Source organism: Bradyrhizobium sp. MI1.10, assembly GCF_055811035.1.
The window spans coordinates 76,011-92,092 of record NZ_JBVVPN010000006.1; the positions used below are offsets into that span (position 1 = coordinate 76,011).

General features: G+C 63.8%; 16 protein-coding genes. 6 read left to right on the top strand and 10 right to left on the bottom strand.

Annotated features, from left to right (window positions below; all coding sequences use genetic code 11):
• Nucleotides 1-119 precede the first annotated feature (119 nt).
• Entirely contained in the window at nt 120-1,634 is a 1,515-nt protein-coding gene (locus AC0L3K_RS08560; protein ID WP_219680313.1) for a caspase family protein, read from the bottom strand.
• Between the two features lie 211 nt (nt 1,635-1,845).
• On the opposite strand from AC0L3K_RS08560, the gene AC0L3K_RS08565 reads away from it, so the two are divergent.
• From AC0L3K_RS08565 to fabA, 4 genes are all read left to right on the top strand, one after another.
• Complete coding sequence (locus AC0L3K_RS08565) at nt 1,846-2,811, top strand: helix-turn-helix transcriptional regulator (protein ID WP_473365759.1); 966 nt, start codon at nt 1,846-1,848, stop codon at nt 2,809-2,811.
• A gap of 298 nt (nt 2,812-3,109) precedes the next feature.
• Nucleotides 3,110-4,696, top strand: a complete 1,587-nt coding sequence (locus tag AC0L3K_RS08570; protein WP_007591547.1) for a DEAD/DEAH box helicase — start codon at nt 3,110-3,112, stop codon at nt 4,694-4,696.
• Nucleotides 4,697-4,862: 166 nt separating this feature from the next.
• On the top strand, nt 4,863-5,930 hold the full coding sequence (locus AC0L3K_RS08575) for a GGDEF domain-containing protein (protein ID WP_219682618.1): 1,068 nt from the start codon (nt 4,863-4,865) through the stop codon (nt 5,928-5,930).
• 108 nt (nt 5,931-6,038) lie between these two features.
• A complete protein-coding gene (gene fabA, locus AC0L3K_RS08580; protein ID WP_473365760.1) occupies nt 6,039-6,569 on the top strand; it encodes a bifunctional 3-hydroxydecanoyl-ACP dehydratase/trans-2-decenoyl-ACP isomerase in 531 nt (176 codons plus the stop codon).
• Between the two features lie 60 nt (nt 6,570-6,629).
• Here fabA and AC0L3K_RS08585 read toward each other — a convergent pair whose 3' ends face one another.
• The 8 genes from AC0L3K_RS08585 to AC0L3K_RS08620 form a co-directional block, all read right to left on the bottom strand.
• Entirely contained in the window at nt 6,630-7,040 is a 411-nt protein-coding gene (locus tag AC0L3K_RS08585; protein ID WP_219682617.1) for a TfoX/Sxy family protein, read from the bottom strand.
• A 136-nt stretch (nt 7,041-7,176) separates the two neighbouring features.
• Nucleotides 7,177-7,587: a HesB/IscA family protein gene (locus tag AC0L3K_RS08590; RefSeq protein WP_081747958.1), complete on the bottom strand. Its 411-nt coding sequence runs from the start codon at nt 7,585-7,587 to the stop codon at nt 7,177-7,179.
• A 74-nt stretch (nt 7,588-7,661) separates the two neighbouring features.
• Nucleotides 7,662-8,033 (bottom strand): SUF system Fe-S cluster assembly protein, encoded by a 372-nt coding sequence (locus AC0L3K_RS08595; RefSeq protein WP_007591551.1) that lies wholly within the window; start codon nt 8,031-8,033, stop codon nt 7,662-7,664.
• A complete protein-coding gene (locus tag AC0L3K_RS08600; RefSeq protein ID WP_473365761.1) occupies nt 8,030-9,277 on the bottom strand; it encodes a cysteine desulfurase in 1,248 nt (415 codons plus the stop codon). Before AC0L3K_RS08600 ends, AC0L3K_RS08595 begins: the two co-directional genes overlap by 4 nt.
• A complete protein-coding gene (gene sufD / locus AC0L3K_RS08605) occupies nt 9,274-10,596 on the bottom strand; it encodes a Fe-S cluster assembly protein SufD (RefSeq protein WP_473365762.1) in 1,323 nt (440 codons plus the stop codon). The genes AC0L3K_RS08600 and sufD overlap by 4 nt, the downstream gene beginning before the upstream one ends.
• 11 nt (nt 10,597-10,607) lie before the next feature.
• The gene (gene sufC, locus AC0L3K_RS08610) at nt 10,608-11,360 is read right to left on the bottom strand and encodes a Fe-S cluster assembly ATPase SufC (RefSeq protein WP_007591556.1); all 753 of its coding nucleotides are present in this window, start codon (nt 11,358-11,360) and stop codon (nt 10,608-10,610) included.
• A gap of 131 nt (nt 11,361-11,491) precedes the next feature.
• On the bottom strand, nt 11,492-12,988 hold the full coding sequence (sufB, locus tag AC0L3K_RS08615) for a Fe-S cluster assembly protein SufB (protein ID WP_007591558.1): 1,497 nt from the start codon (nt 12,986-12,988) through the stop codon (nt 11,492-11,494).
• Between the two features lie 116 nt (nt 12,989-13,104).
• Nucleotides 13,105-14,244 carry a cysteine desulfurase family protein gene (locus AC0L3K_RS08620; RefSeq protein ID WP_473365763.1) on the bottom strand — a complete coding sequence of 380 codons (1,140 nt, stop codon included), beginning with the start codon at nt 14,242-14,244 and terminating at the stop codon, nt 13,105-13,107.
• 344 nt (nt 14,245-14,588) lie between these two features.
• Between AC0L3K_RS08620 and AC0L3K_RS08625 the strand changes: the two genes are divergently transcribed.
• Together AC0L3K_RS08625 and AC0L3K_RS08630 are read left to right on the top strand one after the other, a co-directional pair.
• Nucleotides 14,589-15,236 (top strand): alpha/beta hydrolase, encoded by a 648-nt coding sequence (locus AC0L3K_RS08625; protein WP_007591562.1) that lies wholly within the window; start codon nt 14,589-14,591, stop codon nt 15,234-15,236.
• Nucleotides 15,237-15,243: 7 nt separating this feature from the next.
• On the top strand, nt 15,244-15,756 hold the full coding sequence (locus AC0L3K_RS08630) for a DUF1697 domain-containing protein (protein ID WP_007591564.1): 513 nt from the start codon (nt 15,244-15,246) through the stop codon (nt 15,754-15,756).
• Here AC0L3K_RS08630 and AC0L3K_RS08635 read toward each other — a convergent pair.
• Nucleotides 15,753-16,076: a DMT family transporter gene (locus AC0L3K_RS08635; protein WP_473365764.1), complete on the bottom strand. Its 324-nt coding sequence runs from the start codon at nt 16,074-16,076 to the stop codon at nt 15,753-15,755. The genes AC0L3K_RS08630 and AC0L3K_RS08635 overlap by 4 nt on opposite strands.
• Nucleotides 16,077-16,082 lie beyond the last annotated feature (6 nt).

The window sequence follows — 16,082 nt, forward strand, 5'->3', positions numbered from 1 at the left end:
CATCATCTCGATCGCGATGGGCGCGTTCTTCTTGCCGACTCCGCCCTTGATCGAGGCCGTCAAGCGCTTCATCAGGAAGCGCCGCGAATAGCTACGGCGGACGCGTCCTGCTCGACACCTCAATTGTTGCTGCGGTTCGCGCTGCGGAAGCTCTTGATCTCCGACACGCTGCCGTCGCGATAGGTCAGCTCCACCGAGATGAACTGCGTTGCCGGCGCGAGCTTCATGTAGAGCGGCATGCCGGCGCTGATCGCGCTGGGATCGCGCATGTCGCAGCCCGGCATCTTCAAGACCTGGTTCGGAACGGCGGTGTCGATGCCGATGCGCACCTCGCGGATGGCGCAGCGGTAGGACACGAGGTGCGTGTAGTAGACCAGCAGCCCGTTGAACTCGCGGAATGACAGCCAGCTCGTCGCGGTCATGTCGAGGATCTTGCGCTGGTCGCGGATCAGCGCGGCTTCGGGATCGAACCTGATCGGGAACGGGCCCTGCATGTCACCGGACTGGTCGACATAGCGGACCTCGATGGTGCCGGCTTGCGCGTCCGGCGGCAATTCGATCGACGGGTTCGGCATTCTCTTGCGCGTGCGCGGGTCGAGCGTATCGATGAAGCCGGTTTCGCGGAAGTCGCCATTGCCGGCCATGCGCCAGGAAACGCCGAGGGTCGGATCGGCAAAGGAGAACACCACGCTCCAGCCGCCATTGTGGCGCGAGAAGCTCGCGATCGGCGCGTTGGTGGTCTCCTCCTTCGGCACGCGCGGCACCGACACCGGTGGCAGCGCCGCGAGCTTCTGCGCCGGTGGATCGGCCGGGCGCGCGGCGGCATCCTTGGCGATGCCGCTGAGGAAGACGTCGTCGACCATCTGATCGAAATAGACCGGCACTTGCCTGTGCTTGACGGTGTCGGCCATCTCGCTGACGAGACGTCGCGTACGCTGCGCCACTTGCACCAGGTTCTCGCCGGGCTGGAGCAGCTCCTTGGCGAAGGTGCGCGTGAACACCGAATTGGGGTTGGCGTCGTCGTTGGAGAGGCGGTCGAGCGCGGTCTGGCGCGGGCCCGCCGAGAAGACCGAGAACACGCCTTCGGGCAGCTGTACCATCGGGGCAAGCCCGCCACCACCGGAGACGGCGCGGGTACCCTTGCGCTCGAACGGGTTGTTGCGGCAGGCGTCGAACACCAGGATCGAGGTTCGCGCCTTCTTGTTCTGGAGGCGCTCGACGATGCGATCGGCCAGGATGGAGGCGTCACGCACCAGCTCTTCCTGCCCTTCCGTGGCCGCCGGCACGTCCGTCGGCAGCAGGTAGTTCTGGCCTGCGATTTCGAAGCCGTGGCCGGCATAGAAGAAGAACGCGGTGTCGCCGGGCTCGATCGTCCGATCGAACGCGAGCAGCGTCTCCGAAAATTGCTGCCGGCTCTGGTTTTCGGCGACCATCACCGAGAAGCCGAGCTGCTTTAGCGTATCGCCCATGGTGCGGGCGTCGTTGACCGCCTTGAGCAGCTTCGGAACGTTCCTGTAGTCGTTGTTGCCGACGACGAGCGCAACGCGCTTCTCGGCACAGGCGGGAAGCGCGAAACCGCTGAGGCCGGCCGCGAGGCCAAGCGCTGCCAGTACTCTGAAAAGCCGACGCGTCATCGAAAATCCCTCAAGAACGGCCCACGCCGGTTCCTTCGAACAGCGGTTCATGGGAACCGCGTCGTTGATGTGATAGTCGGCCCAGCCATAGCGCTGGTTCAACAGCCCTGAGGACTCAGGTTCTGTCGTCTAGCCTATGGCAGATCCCGCTGGAATCTGCTTTTTCTCAATCAATTCTTGTGGGCAATTCCGCTGGAAGCGAGGGACCGCCGTGTATCGCTGGTGCACCGACGAGGTCGAGCCGCACGACCGCTTCGACTTTTGGCGCGAGGTGCGCGCCAGGGGCCTGTTCGGCGTCACCGCCGAACTCGAGCGCGAACGCCGCGCGGACTTCTTCGGCGAATTCTCGCTGCGCCAGCTTGGCGGAGCCGGCCTCGTCGAACTGAAGGCCTCGCACTACACGGTCGAGCGCAGCCTGACCGACATCGCTCACGCGCCGGGCGACAGCATCTGCGTCTATCAGCAGCTCGGCAGCGGCGGCTGGTTCGGCGGCATGGGCGGCAGCGACTTCACGATCGCCAATGGCAGCTTCGCCACCAGCCACACCGACTTGCCCTATCGCACCACGCCGATGGGCGCAGGAGGCTTCCACCTGCGGATCCTGAAGATTCCCGTGATCGGCCTCTCCACGCAGGACAAGCGCATGCGCGAGCTTGCGCCCCGGACGTTCGACGATTCCACCCTGGCGCCCCTGCTTGGCGCCTGCTTCGCCGATCTCGGTGCGGTTGCCGCAGGTGACGACGGCGCCGCCGATGCCGCTTCCCTCGTCCAGGCTTTAGCCCATCTGGCGTTGATCGAGCGCGGCATCCTGCGGTCCAGCGGCCGCCTCGGGCAGGCCGCGCTGCGGACCGCCCGGCTCTCGCACGCACGGCGCCTGATCGCGCGCCACCTGCAAGACCCAAATCTGGCGCCGACCATGGTGGCCGACCTGCTCGGCATCTCCGTGCGTCACCTGCACATGCTGTTCGAAAGCGCGGCCAAGAGTTTCTCGCAAACCGTGACGGAGGAACGCCTGAACCGGAGCCGCCGCTTGATGCGCGAAGCCCCGGACCGGTTGATCGCCGACATCGCGACCTCCTGCGGCTTCGACAGCCTCGCGACCTATTACCGGGTCTTCAACGCCGCCTACGGGATGGCCCCCGGCGACTTCCGGGCCCAAGGTTCGGAAGGGCGTTAGCCGACGTTTGGACAGCTCCGGCCGATCGCCGGATTGGGCGGAAAACCGCAGCCTCGCCCGCTATTTGGGCGAAAACCTCAGGTTTTTTAGGGCCTTCCCGCGCCTGCTCCATTGACTTTGGCCGATTCCCGCCTATGTTCCGTGGCGACGCGGCTCAGATCGAAGAGCGATTCCTGAGCCTGGCGCTTTGTTCGCGTGAGTCAGCACCCCCAGCTTCTTTGAGAGCGCGCCGTTTCGGGGTGGAACGCGACAGCCTTATTACCCTCGATTCCGAACGGCGGTTTCGACCAGAGGCTCAATGTCTTTTACCCATCTCGGACTATCCGAAAAAGTCCTCGCCGCAGTGGCGGCCACCGGTTACACCACCCCCACCCCCATTCAGGAACAGGCGATCCCTCACGTCCTCGCTCGCAAGGACGTGCTCGGCATCGCCCAGACCGGCACCGGCAAGACCGCGGCCTTCGTGCTGCCGATGCTCACCATTCTCGAAAAGGGCCGCGCCCGGGCGCGCATGCCGCGCACCCTGATCCTCGAGCCGACCCGCGAACTCGCGGCGCAGGTGAAGGAAAACTTCGACCGCTACGGCGCGGGCCAGAAACTCAACGTCGCCCTCCTGATCGGCGGCGTTTCCTTCGGCGACCAGGATGCCAAGCTGACGCGCGGCGTCGACGTGCTGATCGCAACTCCCGGCCGCCTGCTCGACCACACGGAGCGCGGCGGCCTGCTGCTCACCGGCGTCGAGCTGCTCGTCATCGACGAAGCCGACCGCATGCTGGACATGGGCTTCATTCCCGACATCGAGCGCGTCTGCAAGCTCGTCCCGTTCACGCGGCAGACCCTGTTCTTCACCGCGACCATGCCGCCGGAGATCCGGCGCATCACCGAAACCTTCCTGCACAATCCGCAGAAGGTCGAGGTATCGAAGCCCGCCACGACCGCTGTCACCGTTACGCAGTGCCAGGTCCCGGCCGGGCGCGAGGCGCACGAGAAGCGCGAGCTGCTTCGCCGACTGCTGCGCGAGGCCAAGGATCTCCAGAACGCGATCATCTTCTGCAATCGCAAACGCGACGTCGCCGTCGTTCACAAATCGCTGCAAAAGCACGGCTTCAGCGTCGGTGCGCTTCATGGCGACATGGACCAGTCGGCCCGCACGGCGGCACTCGAGCAGTTCCGCAAGGGCGAGCTGCCCCTCCTGGTCGCGTCCGACGTCGCCGCCCGCGGCCTCGACATCCCCGAGGTCAGCCACGTCTTCAATTTCGACGTTCCCCACCATCCCGACGACTATGTCCATCGCGTCGGCCGCACCGGTCGCGCAGGCCGGTCCGGCATGGCGATCTCGCTCGTTACGCCGCTCGACCAGAAGTCGATGGTGGCGATCGAGAAGCTGATCGGCCAGAGCATTCCGCGCGCCGAAGGCGATTTCGAAGTCCGCACCGATGCATCCGATGCGAGCGAGCGTCCGCGCGAGCAGCGCGGCCGTGAACGTTCACGCGGCGGACGCGGCAAGCCGCAGCGCGGTCGCGATCGTGAACGCAGCCATGAGCCGCGCGAACCACGTGGCGAGGCACAGCCTTCTGCCGAAGCACGGTCCGTTCCCGAGGCAAGGCCCGCTTCCGAAGCAAAGCCCGCGCGCGAGGCAAGACCTTCGCGTGAAGCAAGACCTTCGCGTGAAGCCAGACCTTCGCGTGAGGCAAGACCTCCGCGCGAAGCCAGGCCAGCATCCGAGCCGCGTGACGGTGCGCGCCAGCAGGCCAATCCGTCGCATGTGCCGTCGATCGGCCGTCCCGAGCCGCGCCGCCAACGCGAGGCCGACAGCGAGCCGGGCGACCACTCGCATCTGCCGGCATTTCTGCTGCGTCCGGTTCGCTCCCCCGCCGGCGCCTGAAGCACGATACGCGCCCGGCTTTGGTTGAAACCAAGCTGGCGCGCACTTTTTCGGATGCATTCGTGGACGTATATTTACGGGGCGTTCACGATCGTCCGTTAGCCTACGAACATAATTTAAGTATTGCTGCGGTCGCCGGCACGCTGATCGCTGTGGGGTATGTTCCGTGGTCAAGGTGCTCGACGAACACGAACGCACGATGGCGTTCGCCGAGGTAGCGCTCGGTCAGATCCGATCGCTACGGCAGACGGCAATTCCCCGCAATTACGAGATCTGGTACGTCTACGCCACCGGCTACAACGCTCCACTCAACAAGATCATCAACGAGACGCTGGCGCGGAGCGGCAATCTCACCGAAGCCGATCTCGATCAGATCTACGAGACCTACCTCTCCCACATCAAGACTACCGACCGCATCGACAAGGTCGGCGCGCGCGTCATCGGCGAGATCGACGACGTGATGAAGGTCCTCGGCGACGCGCTCGGGATGACCGGCTCCTACGATGCCAGCCTGTCGGGCGCGACCGAAAAGCTGTCATCGGCCAAGAGCCGCGAGCAGCTCAAGTCGATCGTCGAGACGCTGCTGCATTCGACCCGCGAGATGCGCGAGACCAACAAGGCGCTGGAAGACCGGCTGACGCTGTCGAAGAGCGAGATCAGCAACCTCCAGCAGAGCCTGGAGGCGATCCGCGCAGAGAGCCTCACCGATCCGCTGACGGGGCTCGGCAACCGCAAATATTTCGATCGCATGATCGACATGGCCGTGGAAGGCGCGCTCGCCTCCGGTGAGCCGCTGTCGCTGCTGCTGGTCGACATCGATCATTTCAAGTCGTTCAACGATTCCTACGGTCATCTCACCGGCGACCAGGTGCTGCGGCTGGTCGGCCTGTCGCTGAAGCAGACCATCAAGGGCCAGGACATCACCGCCCGCTATGGCGGCGAGGAATTCGCGGTCGTGCTGCCCAACACCGCGCTGCGCCAGGCCCTCACGGTGGCCGATCACATCCGCCGCGCGGTGATGGCCAAGGAATTGAAAAAGAAGTCCACCGGCGAAATCCTCGGCCGCGTCACCATCTCGGTCGGCGTCTCCATGCTCAAGCCGGGCGACGACACCGATGCGCTGATCGAACGCGCGGATGCCTGCCTCTACGCCGCCAAACGCAACGGCCGCAACCGCGTGATCTGCGAGGCCGATCCGGAATTCGCAGTCGAGACACACAACCGGGTGGCGTGACGCCGAAGCCACGCACCGCCACCCGCGCTTGACATTCTGACCGGACAAACGACATCTCTCTCGCCGCCTTGAGGGGTCCGCCCGCGAGCATCCGGAGGACTTGTCGTCTTGCCCAACCCGCATGATTTTCACACGCCGCAACCGTCCTACACGAGGGATGAGCTGCTGAGATCGAGCGAGGGCGGCTATTTCGGCCCGGGCAATGCGCAATTACCGGCGCCGCCGATGCTGATGATGGATCGCATCACGGAGATCAGCCTGGACGGCGGCGAGTTCGGCAAGGGCCATATCGTCGGCGAGTTCGACATCGCGCCGGGCCATTGGTTCTTCGATTGCCACTATCGCGGCGATGCCACGATGCCGGCCTCTCTGGGGCTGGATGCCATGTGGCAGATGGTCGGCTATTGGCTGGGATGGTCGGGCTCCCCGGGCAAAGGCCGCGCCATCGGCGTCGGCGAGGTGGAGTTCACGGGCTCCATCACACCGGACACACGATGCGTGCGCTACGAGGTCGTCATGCGCCAGGTGAGGCGCGGCAGGCTGGTCCTGGGATTTGCCGACGGCAGCGTGCTGGCTGACGGTGTCTGCGTTTACATCGCCAAAGACATGAGGGTTGGCCTGACCAAGGCCGTGGAGTGAAGTCGCGTAGGGTGGGCAAAGGCGCACAGCGCTGTGCCCACCATCTTCCGCTCCGCGACCTTAGCGGTGGGCACGCTTCGCTTTGCCCACCCTACGAACCGCCTTCTTGGCTGCTTGATTCTTCGCCGCCTTCTTGAGCTTGGGCCGCTTCTTCACCTTGGCGCGCTGGGCGGCGGCGAGCGCGGCCCTCGCCCATTGCGAAAGCTCCTCGGAATCGTCGAACAGCCGAGCCGGCAGCTCCCAATAGGAGTTCACCACCACGGTCTTGGCGCGGGTCGCGTATTGGAACGGCTTCGAGCCTTCCGCTTCAAAATCCGGGATGGTCACCTCGTCGGCGCGGAAAAACAGGCCGGCGCGCAAGGCCAGCGCGAAATTGACGCCGTCGGCGGAGATGCCGTAGCCGGAGAACATTTTTCGGATGGCGACGGGGCCGAAATCGGCGAACAGGTCGATCAGGAATTCGCGGTTCATGGCAGGCTTCCCGGGGCGAGCAGCCCAGCGTTCATACCACCGCCGTCATTGCGAGCGAAGCGAAGCAATCCAGGCTGTCGACGCGGAGACAGCCTGGATTGCTTCGTCGCAAGTGCTCCTCGCAATGACGGAAAAACTACCCGTCGATCTGCGCCGGGCGCAGCTCGACCGACTCGCCGCAGCCGCAGGCGGAGATCTGGTTGGGGTTGTTGAAGACGAACTGGGCCTGCATCTTGTCGGCCTTGTAGTCCATCTCGGTACCGAGCAGGAACAGCACGGCCTTCGGATCGACCAGGATCTTGACGCCCTTGTCCTCGACGACCTCGTCGGTCGGGCGAACATCATGGGCGTATTCGACCGTGTAGGACTGGCCGGCGCAGCCGCCGTTCTTGACGCCGACGCGCAGGCCCACAATCTCGGAATCGGCGCGCTGGGTCAGCTCGTTGATGCGCTGGGCAGCAGCATCCGTCAGCCGCATCACTTGTGGGCGCGGCCGCCGCGGTTTCGGAGTGGATGCTGGTGTCGAGCCCGACGATATCTGTGTCATGTCAATGATGTGGTCCGTTGCCGAGCGAATTCAATGCCAAGGATCTAACGAGTATCTAAAGCCAGGGTTACGCGTCACCACATGTTGAGCACGAGGCGGGCCTCGTCGCTCATGCGTTCCGGCGTCCAGGCCGGCTCCCAGACCACCTTGACGTCGACCACGCCGACGCCGGGAACGCTGGCGACCGCGTTCTCGACCATGGTCGGCAGCTCGCCGGCAGCCGGGCAGTTCGGCGTCGTCAGCGTCATTTGCACGTCGACCGAGCGATCGTCCTTGATCTCGACCTTGTAGATCAGGCCGAGCTCGTAGATGTCAGCCGGGATTTCCGGGTCGAACACGGTCTTCAGCCCGGCGATGATCTCGGTGGTGAGACGCTCGGTCTCCTCAGGCGGCAGCGCCGACTGGGTTTCCATCGGATTGGCTTTGATTTCGGCCGTGTCACTCATGCGAACAAATCCCGCGCCTTCAACAGCGCCTGTGCCAGATGATCGACTTCTTCTCGCGTATTATACATGCCGAACGACGCCCGGCATGTGGCCGTGACGTTGAACCGCTCTAAAAGCGGCATCACGCAATGGGTGCCGGCGCGCACCGCGATGCCCTGGCGGTCGATCACGGTGGCGACGTCATGGGCGTGGGCGCCGTTGAGCTCAAAAGAGATCACCGGGCCCTTGCCCCGTGCCGTGCCGATCAGCCGCAGCGAGTTGATCTCGCGCAGCTTGTCCTGGGCGTAGGTGACGAGATCGTGCTCGTGCGCGGCGATACGCTCCTTGCCGATCGAATTGACGTAGTCGATGGCGGCGCCAAGCCCGACGGCCTCGACAATCGCCGGCGTGCCGGCCTCGAATTTGTGCGGGGGATCCCCATAGGTGACGATGTCGCGCGAGACTTCGCGGATCATCTCGCCGCCGCCGTTGAACGGACGCATCGCGACCAGGTGGTCGTACTTGGCCCAGAGCACGCCGATGCCGGTCGGACCGTAGACCTTGTGGCCGGTGAAGACGTAGAAGTCGCAGCCGAGGTCCTGGACGTCGACTGGGATATGCACCGCGCCCTGGCTGCCGTCGACCAGCACGGGAATGCCGCGGGCGTGGGCGATCTTCACGACGTCCTTGACCGGGACGATGGTGCCGAGCGCGTTCGACATCTGCGTGATCGCGACCAGCTTAGTCTTCGACGTCAGCAGCTTTTCGAATTCGTCGATGAGGAAATTGCCCTCGTCGTCGACCGGCGCCCATTTGATCACGGCACCGTGGCGTTCCCTGAGGAAATGCCAGGGCACGATGTTGGAGTGGTGCTCCATGATCGAGATGACGATCTCGTCGCCTTCTTTGATGTTCGGCTCGCCCCAGGACGAGGCGACGAGATTGATCGCCTCGGTCGCGTTGCGGGTGAAGATCACTTCCTCGGTCCGCGGCGCGTTGATGAACTGCGCCACCTTGGTGCGACCGCCCTCATAGGCTTCGGTCGCGGCATTGGCCAGGTAATGCAGGCCGCGATGCACGTTGGCGTATTCGGAGGTATAGGCCTGCGTCATGCGATCGAGCACGGCGCTCGGCTTCTGTGCAGAAGCCGCGTTATCGAGATAGACCAGCGGCTTACCATAGATCTGCATGGCCAGCGCCGGAAAATCCTGGCGCACGCGCGCAACGTCGTAAGAGCCGTTCTTGACTGCCGGATGCATGCTCATTGGCGCCGCTCCAGCCAGCGCTCGGCAATGCCGATCACGTGCTCGCGCAGATCATCGTCGGCGATCTGCTCGATCGCCTCGCCGACGAAAGCCTGGATCAGCAGCGCCTGGGCCTGCTTCTCCGGCAAGCCGCGCGCCTTCAGATAGAACAGCAGACTGTCGTCGAGCGCACCGGCGGTGGCGCCGTGACCGCAGGAGACGTCGTCAGCGAAAATCTCGAGCTCGGGCTTGTTGTCGGCTTCCGCTTCGTCCGAGAGCAGCAGCGCGCGGATCATCATCTTGCCGTCGGTCTTCTGTGCGTCGGGACGAACGATGATGCGGCCCTGAAACACCGAATGGGCGCGGTCGTCGATCACGGCGCGGAAAACCTCGCGGCTCACGCAGTTCGGCACGGCATGGTCGACCACCAAGGTGGTGTCGCCATGTTCGGTCTTCTGCAACAGGTTCACGCCGTTGACGGAGAGCTCGCTGCCCTCGCCCGCCAGCGTGATGAAGCCTTGCAGGCGGCTGACCGCAGCACCGGTGGTCATGTTGAAGAAATTGAGCTTCGTATTCGCACCGACCGTGACGAACTGCGAGGTGATGTTCACCGCATCCGGCGAATCGTCCATCAGGCGGATATGCGCGACGTCTGCGTTGTCGCCGACCGCGAGGATGACGGCATCGTTGACTTGATAGGCGCTCGTCTTTCCAGCCGCGACGAAGCTTTCGATGATCGTCGCCCGGGCGCCCTTGCCGATACGCAGATGCGAGCGCGTGAACGACGAGGCCGAAGATGCGGTCGCGACATGAATAAGTTGGACCGGGGCGGACGGCTGCGCGCCATCAGCGACCGAGATCACCACGCCGTCGGTCGCCATCGCCGCATTGAGCGAGATCACGGCGTCGCTTGAAATGGTCTGCAGGAGATCGGCGGCGGCGGGATTGGCCTTGTTCTCCAGCACCTCACGCAACGTCTTGACGCTCACCTCGGAGCCAAGCGCCTTCAGGTCCGACAAATCGGCCGCGAACACGCCGTCGACCAGCACCAGCTTGCGGGCGCCCGCGATCGCATGCGCCTTCACGGCGTCCGCGGCACGCTTCAACGCAGCCGCATCGGGTGCAGCCGCCAGCGGCAGCACCTCGCCGACCAGCGCGCGCAGATCGGTGTATTTCCATTCCTCGATCCGGCGGTGCGGCAGGCCGAGACGCTCATAGGTCTCGAACGCCTCGCGACGCACCGCGATCACGGAAGGCGAACCCGGCAGACGGCCTGCGGCGCTGGCGAAGAGATCGCTCACCGCGCGGCCATTTCCGGTCTTTGCCACAGCAACGTTCATCGCAAAATTCCTTACGCTGCGTCCTCGAACTGGGCGTAGCCGGACGCTTCCAGTTCCAGCGCCAGTTCCTTGCCGCCGCTCTTCACGACACGGCCCTTCGACATCACGTGCACGATGTCGGGGACGATGTAGTTCAGCAACCGCTGATAGTGGGTGATAACGACCATCGCGCGCTTGGGCGAATGCAGCGCGTTGACACCATCGGCCGCAATGCGCAACGCGTCGATGTCGAGGCCGGAATCCATCTCGTCGAGGATGCACAGGCTCGGCTCAAACAGCGCCATCTGCAGCACCTCGTTGCGCTTCTTCTCGCCGCCGGAAAAACCGACATTGACGCCGCGCTTGAGCATGTCCTGCGGGATGTTCAGCGACTTCGAGACTTCGCGGACTTTCTTCAAAAAGTCGGGCGTCGAATATTCGCTCTCGCCGCGCGCCTTGCGCTGCGCGTTCAGCGCGGTACGCAGGAAATTCATGGTGGAGACGCCGGGGATCTCGACCGGATACTGGAACGCCAGGAACACGCCCTTGGCGGCGCGCTCGTTGGGGGCCATCGCGAGCAAATCTTCGCCCTTGAACAGGATCTCGCCGTCGGTCACCTCGTAACCCGGCTTGCCGGCGATGACGTGGGACAGCGTCGACTTGCCGGAGCCGTTCGGCCCCATGATCGCGTGGATCTCGCCCTCGTTCACGGTCAGCGTCAGCCCGTGGAGGATCTCACGTTCCTCAACACGAACCTTGAGGTCTTTCACTTCGAGCAAAGCCATATCTTGTTTCCATCTATCTCCTCATCCTGAGGAGCGCCGCAGGCGCGTCTCGAAGGATTAAGGCCAACAATCTTTTCGTATCCATCCTTCGAGACGGCCGCTTACGCGGCCTCCTCAGGATGAGGTCGGCGCTAGCCGACCGATCCTTCAAGCGAGATCGAGATCAGCTTCTGCGCTTCCACCGCGAACTCCATCGGCAGTTGCTGCAGCACGTCCTTGACGAAGCCGTTGACCACGAGGCCGACCGCCTCCTCCTGCGTGAGGCCGCGCTGGATGCAGTAGAACAGCACGTCCTCGGAGATCTTCGACGTGGTGGCCTCGTGCTCGAACGTCGCCGACGAGTTCTTGGCTTCGATGTAGGGAACGGTGTGCGCGCCGCATTTGTCGCCGATCAACAGCGAATCGCAGGCGGTGAAGTTGCGCGCGCCGGTCGCCTTGCGATGCGCCGTGACGAGGCCGCGATAGGTGTTCTGCGACTTGCCGGCGGCGATGCCCTTGGAGATGATGCGGCTCGACGTGTTCTTGCCGAGATGGATCATCTTGGTGCCCGAGTCGACCTGCTGATAGCCGTTCGAGATCGCGATCGAGTAGAATTCGCCACGCGAATTGTCGCCGCGCAGGATGCAGCTCGGATATTTCCAGGTGATCGCCGAACCGGTCTCGACCTGGGTCCAGGAGATCTTGGAATTGTTGCCGCGGCAATCGCCACGCTTGGTGACGAAATTGTAGATGCCGCCCTTGCCTTCCGAATTGCCGGGATACCAGTTCTGCACCGTCGAATATTTGATCTCGGCGTCGTCGTGTGTGACGAGCTCGACCACGGCTGCGTGCAGTTGGTTCTCGTCGCGCTGCGGCGCGGTGCAGCCCTCGAGATAGGAGACGTAGGAGCCCTTGTCGGCGATGATCAGCGTGCGCTCGAACTGGCCGGTGTTGCGCTCGTTGATGCGGAAGTACGTCGACAGCTCCATCGGGCAGCGCACGCCCGGCGGCACGTAGACGAACGAACCGTCCGAAAACACCGCCGAGTTCAGCGTCGCGTAGAAATTGTCCGAGGTCGGCACCACGGATCCCAGATATTTCTGCACCAGCTCGGGATGCTCGCGGATCGCCTCCGAGATCGGCATGAAGATCACGCCGGCCTTCTTCAGCTCCGCCTTAAAGGTGGTCGCAACCGAAACCGAATCGAAGACGGCATCGACCGCGATCTTGCGACGCGTGGGATCTTCCTCGCCGGGCTTCGGCTCGACGCCTTCGAGCATGGCGACTTCCCGCAAGGGAATGCCGAGCTTCTCGTAGGTCTTCAGAATCTCTGGATCGATCTCGTCGAGCGAGGTGATCGTCTTCTTCGGCTTCGGCGCCGAATAATAATAGAGGTCCTGGAAGTCGATCTTGGGATAATCGACGCGCGCCCAGGTCGGCTCGGTCATGGTTAGCCAGCGCCGATAGGCTTCGAGCCGCCACTGGAGCATCCAGGCGGGTTCGTTCTTCTTCTCGGAGATGAACTTGACGGTCTCTTCCGACAGCCCCTTTGGGGCCTTGTCGGACTCGATCAGGGTCTCAAACCCATAACGATACTGATCGACGTCGATGCGCTTCACGCGCTCGACCGTCTCTTGCACGGCTGGCATTCTATCCTCCGCTCGCGGTTTCAAGGACCGCGGTGGATCATCAAACTCGGACGACTATTACGATGTTTCTTGGCGGGAAGCACGCGCTTAGAACCGTTCAAGCCGTGTTTCATCGCCTATCCCTTAAGTAGGGTATTACCGAGCTTTCGCCAAGCCTCTAACGCCCTGTTGATGTCATCCGGCTCCGTGGACCAGCCCAGACTTAGACGCACCGCTCCCTGGGCGACGGTCGGATCATACCCCATGGCCGACAACACGTGGGATGGCTGGACCTTGCCCGAGGAACAGGCAGAGCCTGAAGACACGGCGATGCCTTCGAGGTCGAAGCCGATCACCGCGGTCTCAGCTTTCAAGCCGGGAGCCGTGAAAAGAACGGTATTGGGCAACCGCCTGACGTCGCTTGAGAAGACCGTTGCGCCGGCCATGGAGCGGATGCCATTTTCCAAGCGATCTCTAAGACTTACCATCCGGTCCGCATCCTCTGTCAAAGCCTGAAGGCCGACCCGGACCGCTGCCCCGAAGCCGGCAATACCGGCGACATTCTCGGTTCCGGCGCGCCGGTTCAGCTCCTGTCCGCCGCCCCGCAGCAACGGCTCAAGCCCGGCCACGCCCTCGGCCGCGACCAGCGCGCCAACACCCTTGGGACCGCCGATCTTGTGTGCAGAAAAGGTCGCAAGGTCTGCGCCGATAGCTTTGATATCGAAAGGGATTTTTCCAAACGCCTGGATTGCATCGACGTGCAGGAGGCCGCCAGCCGCGTGAACGATTGCCGCGGCCTCGGCGATAGGCTGCAGCGCGCCCGTCTCATTGTTGGCCGCCATGATGGAGACCAGCGCCGGCGGGCCGTCGCCGAGCAGCGCCTTCAAATCGTCGAGGTCGATCACGCCGGAGCGCGTAACCCTAACCTGACCGATTCTATCGGCCGGGAACCGGCCGCCCGCCAGCACCGACGCATGCTCGACCGCCGAGACCAGGAGCCGCTCGACAGGCCCGCCAGACAGCCCCCGAAGCCCCGGCGACAGCCCCAGCGCGTTGGCTTCGGTTCCCGAGGAGGTGAAGACGACGTTCCGCGGCAGCGCTCCCGCGGCCATCGCAAGCGTGGTTCGTGCCTCCTCGACAAGCCGACGCGCCTCGCGCCCCTCGGCGTGCACCGAGGACGGATTGCCGACCAGCTCGTAGGCTGCGAGCATCGCGCTTCGGGCCTCGGCGCGAAGCGGCGTGGTCGCATTCCAGTCGAGATAAACACGGCTTGGCATGACGTATTATATTACCATTCTAGCCGGACTGCTTCGCCCGCACTAGTACCCGACATGGGCCCGCAGGCAGCACTTGGCAATCTCGATTCCCAATCGCCTTCGCGCGATGACGGCCATGACACGCTAACGTCTTGAGCCGATTGCGGGATGTTCAAGATGCTTGCTTTTTGACCCTCGCCTCATGTTAGAACGCGCGCGTCAGTTCGCCGCGCGCCGCTCGCGCATCATCCGAGGGCGCCGCTCCACCCTTCCATTCGCGGCTTGATCGGCCCAGCAGCCGATGAAATCCGCACAATCGGTTGATTGTTGAAGAGCGTCTTCAAGGGATCAATCAAGAGATCATCATGCCTGAAGTTATTTTCACCGGCCCCGCCGGCCGTCTCGAAGGCCGCTACCATCCGGCCAAGCAGAAGAACGCGCCGATCGCGATGGTCCTGCATCCGCATCCGCAGTTCCACGGCACGATGAATCATCAGATCATCTACCAGTGCTACTATGCGTTCGCGCATCGCGGCTTCTCCGTGCTGCGGTTCAATTTCCGCGGCGTCGGCCGCAGCCAGGGCTCGTTCGACCACGGCACTGGCGAATTGTCGGACGCGGCCGCGGCGCTCGACTGGGCGCAGACCATCAATCCCGAAGCGCGCGCCTGCTGGGTTGCCGGCTTCTCCTTCGGCGCCTGGATCGGCATGCAGTTGCTGATGCGCCGCCCGGAGGTCGAGGGCTTCATCTCGATCGCGCCGCCCGCCAACCTCTACGACTTCTCGTTCCTCGCACCCTGCCCGTCCTCTGGCCTGATCGTGCACGGCGAGAAGGACGCGGTGGTGCCGCCCAAGGACGTCAACACGCTGGTCGAGAAGCTGAAGACGCAAAAGGGCATCGTGATCGACCAGCAGGTCATCCCCGGCGCCAACCACTTCTTCGACGCCAAGCTCGAGCCGTTGATGGAAACCATCACCGCCTATCTCGACATGCGCCTCGCCAACGTGCGCTGAGCTTTCCGTGGGCGCGTTCATCGCATTGCTGCGTGCCGTGAATGTCGGCGGCACCGGCAAACTGCCGATGAGCGAACTCAAGGCCATTTGCGAGGAGCTCGGCTACGCCGCTGTGCGCACCTATATTGCAAGCGGCAACGTCGTCTTCACAAGCCGCAAGTCGCAATCTGCGATCAAGACCGCACTCGAAAAGCGGTTGCACGCCTATGCCGGCGCGCCGGTCGGCGTGCTCGTGCGCAGCGCCACCGAGATGGCGCGGGTCTTGGCCGATAATCCGTTTCCAAAGGCCGCGCCCAACCGCACCGTCGCGATCTTCCTCGACAAGGCGCCGCCGGCGGATGCGCTCGCCGGCATTCGCGGCCAGAACAAGGAGGAGGTCCGCCTCGGCCACCGCGAGATCTACGTGCATTACGGCGACGGCATGGGCACGTCGAAGCTGGTCATCCCCGCCGCCAAGACCGGCACCGCGCGCAACATGAACACGATCGCGACGCTCGCGAAAATGGCCGCAGAGCTCTAGGCCAGCTTGAGCGCCGCGATCCCCGTCAGCACCAGCACGATCCCCGCAAGCTTCATCGCGCTCAGGGTCTCCCCGAACAGCACCACACCCATGACGAAGGTGCCGGCCGCGCCGATGCCGGTCCAAACGGAATAGGCGACGCCGACCTCGAGCACCTTCAAGGCGCGTCCGAGCAGGAACACAAAGGCGGCGAGCAGCACCAGCGAGACGATACTCCAGCCCACACGCGTGTAGCCCTCCGCAAATTTCATCGAGATCGCCCAGCCGACATCGAGGAGGCCTGCGATTACCAGCATCAGCCAGGCCATGGATTGCGACATCGGCGA